Origin of the sequence: Coleofasciculaceae cyanobacterium, from assembly GCA_036703275.1 — a bacterium.
Lineage (GTDB): Bacteria > Cyanobacteriota > Cyanobacteriia > Cyanobacteriales > Xenococcaceae > Waterburya.
On sequence record DATNPK010000072.1, the window covers coordinates 1 to 6,561 of the forward strand.

Genomic DNA, 6,561 nt, shown 5'->3' on the forward strand with positions numbered 1-6,561 from the left:
TGAGATACCATCTCACACCAAGTAAAATAATCTCACCTTGGAAATGTTTCCATTTAAATGGCTGCTTTGAGTTCATCTTGTTAGTAATAATCGATACTTAGATTATACTACAGGCTCATCTCAAGTTTTTGCAACAGGACCGCAGCTTGCATTAAATCCACCACCTTAAAAGGAAAAGCACCTCGTTTACTCCAGCCCGTAGCACTGCGATTAGGGTCGCCATCAACTAACAGAATTTTATCCTAACTGAGAAAAATAACAGGCAAGATGGACGGCAGTAGTAGTTTTGCCGATTCCTCCCTTAAATCCAGCTACAGTAATCAACAATTTTCATACCTCGAAGTTTGCAGACATTTAAGTGTACAGTCACTTTCTGCTAATGCACCTTGGCAAATTGTTAAATTTTTAGATTTCTGAGATTTCGGATTTTCTTATTTTTAGCTTTTCGTATTTTTGAATTGGCGAAAATACAAAATATTTTTACGAGCGATCGCAGTGAAGCAGGTCAAACAGCAGCAGAGGTATACGAGATTGAAGGAAAGGTTAGAAGTTAAGGATGTAGTATTCAAGAGAATCAGTACACCGTAAGCTATCTATTTGGTCAGCAATCTCGAATACTTAATTTCTTAAGCCGTGCTGTACTAGATTAATTCAGGTCCTTTGTGTCGCCAGTCGTGTTCCATGGTCAATTTACCTTCTTCATCTTCCGATAACTCTTGAAGTTCGCGACGGCGTTTAGCTTTAAGCTCAAGCTCTTTTTGTCTTAAATCTCCAGGTTCACAAATGTAGGCTTCTGTCTCCACTGCATAGTTATTAAGCAGCCCTTCTTGGTCGATGGTGTAGCCATCTCTGGTGTGAAGATGTTCTTTATCGCCAGGATCGTCATGGTCTACATGACCAAAATGCTTACCCTCTCTCTTCGCCCTAGCTACTGATTCGGATGGGACAATATGCGGGTCGTAATGCGGAATACTCGAACTAGAATCACTTTTAGCTTTCATCGATTCCTCCTTGCTGTTTCTAACAACAAAATGAGGTTACTTAACCTTATTCTAGCTCTGATTTACTCTCAAAATTGCTCGGTAATTACAAGTCTTTAAACATCAAAATCCATCTGTTCAATGAGCGATCGCTTTGTGAACTAGAAGAGTTATTGATAATTCGATGTCGCCAGTTATTAAAACAACATGATTTGATTAAAGGATTAACTTGCTATCATTGGTGGCCAATGACCAGAGCAGTTTAATTCAACTGTTCATCCGTACTTGATATAAAATTCGAAGTCCTGAGTATTATTAATAACTCTTAATACACTACACAATGACTCCTATTTTTTGCGACAGAACCCGCTTATTTACCCCTTTTTAAGATGCTGATTTCAGCAAAAAGTACTGCCCTAATAATACAAATACAATACCGGCAAGAATCATGATAGACGATAGGATTAAGCGCGTTGATATCACTTCATTGGCAAATATTACACCACCAGTTGCAGCAATAATTGGAACCAACAACTGAACAACAGATGCTTGCATTGTAGAAAGTCTCCTTACAGCCATGTACCAAACTGTATATCCAACTCCTGAAGTTATAGCACCTGATACTACAGCGAGAACAATACCTTGCTGAGATAAATTAGTGTTTTTAAATTCAATAATTAATAGAGCAAGAATGAATGGAAACGTATACAAAAAATTAAAAGCCGAATCATGAATAGGTTGTTTTGAACCTTTTCCTCTGAGGGTATATATCCCCCAAGCCATACCTGAAATAGTCATGAGTATAAAACTTGTAAAGGAGGGTGTCGTCAGACTAGGCTTAACTAAATATATAAATCCAGAGAAAGCTGTAACCATTCCCATCCACTCAGAAACATGAAGTCTGTTTTTAGAGATTAGACTAGCTAAAATCATGGTAATTTGTACCGCTCCAAATAAAATCAATGCTCCTGTACCAGTATCTAGAGAGATATAGGCGTAAGAAAAAGTTACTGCATACAAAAACAGCACACAGGAAGAGATCCAACTTCTCTTCGTAGTAGAGCTATTTTTAACATTAAATATTTTTGACATTAGGAACAGTAGCACAATTCCAGATAGCATCCGAATGATTGTAAAACTAGCAGCATCAAGCTTATCTTCACCCAATGCTAATCTACAGAGGATTGAATTTCCTGCAAAAGCTATTAGAGAAGAGCAAGTATAAGCAATGGTTTTTAATATGCGTAAATTCAAGTTATAAACAACCTCGCGCTCACTTTAATGTCTCTGTTCCAAACGAGTTTTTAGCCAGTAAGGTATCAATCTTCTATTTGGCGCTTAAATAGCAGAAAAGAAAAAATGATGGATCGGGAATTTTTTGATAGCAACTTTAGGCACTTGCTGTTGTCAGCGTTCCATACTTTTTAGAGTTTCTTCGCGAATAACTTCAAATACTTGACGACTGAGTTGAGCAAATTCTGGTGTCATGGTGTCGTCGATGTGACGCGGACGTTTGAAATCTACTAAAATATCTTCTTTAATATGCCCTGGATTTATGCCCAAAATTAAAATACGATCGCTTAAAAAAACCGCCTCTTCAATATCGTGAGTGACAAAAACAACGGTAGTTTTTAAATCGCTCCAAATCTCCATCAACAGTTCTTGCATCATATGTCGCGTTTGTGCATCCAATGCGCCAAAAGGTTCATCCATCAATAAAACTGAAGGGGAATTGACTAATGCTCTAATGATACTAGCTCGTTGCTTCATTCCTCCTGAAAGCTGGTGGGGATAAGAATTACGATGCTTGTACAAACCAACTCGATAGAGATATTCATCGACCAACTCGCGTCGCTGTTTTTTTGCCATACCTTTAATTCGCAAGCCAAATTCGACATTTTGAGCGGTAGTTTTCCAGGGAAGCAGGGAATACTGCTGAAAGACAAAACCGCGCTCGGCTCCTGGTTTGGTTACGGCTTGCCGATCTACTGAAATACAGCCTGTCGTTGGACGAATAAATCCCGCGATCGAATTGAGTAAAGTTGATTTGCCACAGCCAGATGGTCCTAACAAACATACAAACGAACCTGGTTCAACTTGAAAATTGATATTATCTAATACTTTAGTCGGGCGCTCGCGACAGCCAAAAGTAACTGATAAGCCTTCTACTTCTACTAATCCTACTAATTCTTTGGTTAATTGAGCTGTTGTTAACGTTTGCACCGTGACATTTTGCATAACTTTGTGAAATTTTTTAATTAATTTATTTTTTAATCGTTCTCCAAGGCATTAATGCAGCAGTCAAACGACTAACCGCCCAAGAACTAAAGGCACCCATCAATCCAATTAGCAGCATTCCCATGACAATTGGCGGATAGTTGGAAGTAACATAAGATTCCCAGGTTATATAACCTATGCCATAGCGTCCTGCCAGAATTTCTGCCGTTACCAAACAAAACCAGGCATTACCCATGCCGATAACCAAACCACTAGCAATGCTGGGTAATGCTCCAGGAATGATGATGTCTATAAAGGTATGTCGGGTTTTTGCCCCCAAACACTGTCCGACCTGAATCAAAAGCGTGTCATTGATGGTGCTTTCTACTCCTTTGATAGTGCTAATCAAAACGGGAAAAAAGCCACCTATAAAGGTAATAAAGATCATCCCTGCTTCGGCAGTGGGAAACATTAAAATAGCCAGAGGAATCCAGGCTACTGCGGGAATTGGACGCAATAATTCTAAAGGTGGCGATAAAAAATCGTCGACTTTTTGAAACGCACCGATAAAGATTCCCAAAATGATCCCCAAACAAGAGGCGATCGCATAACCTAATAACACCCTGGTAATACTGGACTGGAAATGAATCCAAGGATCGCCCGTAAAAAATTCCCAGGTAGCTGCGACTACTTCTATGGGTGAAGGTAAAAAGTTAAACTTGATGATGAAATCAAACTCGATCTGGCATAAAAACTGCCAAACTCCAAAAAAGATAACCAAAGATAAAACACGTCGCGCCAATTTATGAGAGCTAGTATTTCCAAACATTGGGGCAATTAGCTGACGAAAACTTTGAATCAAAGGAATTCTAGTTAATTTAGAGGAGCTAGTCATCTCAGAGTCTTTGAATTGTGATTAATAGTAAACGTTCTAATGAAATTGGGTCGCGAGAAAGGGTAGATTATTTCTTACTGGCAGCACCGGCTAATGCAGGTGCAGTTTTCTGAGCTAAGCTTTGCTGTAATTCCTTAAATGCCGTTACTTGACCTCCAGAGTCAGCTGCAAACTGGTCGGCATCTTGTTTGAGCAAGAAAGCGGAAACATCATCGCCGTTGTTGACATAGTAAGAATTCTCGGCAAATAGCTTCCAGCCATTGTTTTTGTCGTGTACAAACATGACATCGGCGGCTTTACCTTCTTCTTGTAACTGCTCTAGCATCTTCATCATGTTGGCAACTGAAGCAAAGTTAGTCACGGTTGCTTCATCTTGAATCCATAATTGAGCTGCCTTTTTAGGATCTTTTATTGGTTCTCCCGTCAGGGCATCTTTACCGCTTATTTTGTAGTTTGCGGCTGTTTCGATTACCTGTTGGCGATCGAGTTTCATCTCTTTCATCGCGGTTTTTAAATAGCTTTCGTCAACCCATTCCGTGACCTTTTCTGGGTTGACTTCTCCTTCTACTTTGCCCAACTCGGTCAAGGTTGTAATACTGTTTTTGAGTGCGTCTAACTGAACCTGTCTAATTGTCGGATCGAGAGATTGTAAACCAGAAGGACCGAGGAACATATAAACTACCTCTTTTTCTATGCCCGACCATTCCTCAATTTTGGTAGAGATCTCTTCAGGATTTTCTCTAAAGGTTTGGTTGGCTTCTAACATGGCTTTGAGATAAGCCGTTACCAATTCGGGATACTTTTGGGCAAAGTCCGAGCGCACGACAATTCCATGTAAAGTTGGTACTCCTGTTTGCGCTCCATCAAAAATCTTTTTGGCAAAGCCTCGGAAGGGAAATAGTTCGCCAAAAGGTATAAAGTCGGCGTGAGCATCAATTTGACCAGTACGCAGGCTTGTCCCACCTACTTCGGGAGCTTGGGAAATTAATTGGACATCTTTTTCGGGATCGACTCCATTATCTTTTAAAGCTTTTAAAACCATGCCATGAGCCGCCGAACCAAAAGGAACGGAGACCGATTTATCTTTAAGCTGCGCTAGAGAAGTTACCTCACTATCTTTAGGAACGACTACAGCATTACCCGCACCACTAGCACTATAAGCTAAGGTACCAATATAAATAGACTCGACATCACCTCCTGCTTCGCGGAACTTAGTTAAGTTAATGGCGGTAGGAAAGTCTCCCATCAGACCAATATCGATTTGATCTGCCAACATTTTGTTAGTAATCGGTGGTCCCGATGTATAGCTCGACCACTGAATATCATATTCAACATTGGCATATTTACCAGTAGTGGGTAAATGCTTTTTTAATAATTCTAATTCTCGTACTGTAGCCCCGCCTACGGCAGTATTAATTACCTGATCCTGCGTACCGATAGAAATTCGAATTGTTTCTTTTTTACCAGAGTTTTCTGATGCATCTGCTGTTCCCGATTCTGATGTTGAAGATTCTGCTGAAGGGTTATTACCAGTACATCCATTAGTTAAAATTGTGATGCCAAAAAACACAAAAGTTATAACTATTTTTTTTGTCCAAGAGCGATGCTTAAGAGCAACCATAGTGTTTTTTTATCTTGTTTTTGTTACTCTAAATTTAGTAGTTCAAATTTGCGCTTTTTGTAATTTAAGCTACACAATACTAAGCTAAGCAATAAAAAAATTTATAGATTAATAGATTTTTTAAATATTGCTTTTACAAACATTGCAATACATGTTTGTAAAATTTAAGTTGACAAATCAGGCACAAAAAACCGATTCTTAACATAAGAAAATGTTGATTATGATTAATTATTAATATTAAATTGGACGAGACTAAATAAAAGTTAAAATACCAAACCAAAAACATTTTTAATTTGGCTTGACATTCTTTATTATTATTATGACTAGTTAGATAATCTACTATAGTAATCCTAAACAAATTAGGAATAAGACACCTATTTTTATAACTTAGTAGAATAAATTTTTTGGATGTAAAATAGCTCTTTGCACCTTAAAGTTTAAATTTTTGTTTCTAGTAGATGTGGGCATAAATAGAGTAACCATTTATTTAACTTGAAACCTCGACAACATCTAACTTACTACTTACTATTCCCTACTTATCAGCAACAAATAAAACTTATTGATATAGGGATATAGATAGGGATCGGCTGGTATGAACATAAGTAATATAAGTTTTACGCCTTGAGATTGTTGTCTTGGAAAAAATGTTACATTAAAAATACAAGAAATAAAGGTACTAAAATCATCCCAAGCTAGCACTTAGAAAGATGGTAGTGTTGTAAATCTGTGGTTAAAATGATATCTTAAAGGGATAAATTAACTATTCAAATATTATCAATGACTGTTTTTATCGCTATAATTTGTCCAGATTGTAATTCTACAGATATCGTCAAGCACGGGTTATCTGG

The 6,561-nt window shown here is 38.1% G+C and carries 5 protein-coding genes; all 5 read right to left on the reverse strand.

Annotation, left to right across the window (positions count from 1 at the left end; translation table 11 throughout):
* Positions 1 to 641 precede the first annotated feature (641 nt).
* The 5 genes from V6C71_13345 to V6C71_13365 all read right to left on the reverse strand — a co-directional run bounded on the left by V6C71_13345 (position 642) and on the right by V6C71_13365 (position 5,713).
* The gene (locus tag V6C71_13345; protein HEY9769458.1) at positions 642 to 1,001 is read right to left on the reverse strand and encodes a hypothetical protein; all 360 of its coding nucleotides are present in this window, start codon (positions 999 to 1,001) and stop codon (positions 642 to 644) included.
* Between the two features lie 363 nt (positions 1,002 to 1,364).
* On the reverse strand, positions 1,365 to 2,234 hold the full coding sequence (locus V6C71_13350) for a DMT family transporter (GenBank protein ID HEY9769459.1): 870 nt from the start codon (positions 2,232 to 2,234) through the stop codon (positions 1,365 to 1,367).
* 153 nt (positions 2,235 to 2,387) lie between these two features.
* A complete protein-coding gene (locus V6C71_13355; protein HEY9769460.1) occupies positions 2,388 to 3,218 on the reverse strand; it encodes an ABC transporter ATP-binding protein in 831 nt (276 codons plus the stop codon).
* 25 nt (positions 3,219 to 3,243) lie between these two features.
* Positions 3,244 to 4,092, reverse strand: a complete 849-nt coding sequence (locus tag V6C71_13360) for an ABC transporter permease (protein ID HEY9769461.1) — start codon at positions 4,090 to 4,092, stop codon at positions 3,244 to 3,246.
* A 67-nt stretch (positions 4,093 to 4,159) separates the two neighbouring features.
* The gene (locus V6C71_13365) at positions 4,160 to 5,713 is read right to left on the reverse strand and encodes an ABC transporter substrate-binding protein (protein HEY9769462.1); all 1,554 of its coding nucleotides are present in this window, start codon (positions 5,711 to 5,713) and stop codon (positions 4,160 to 4,162) included.
* Positions 5,714 to 6,561 lie beyond the last annotated feature (848 nt).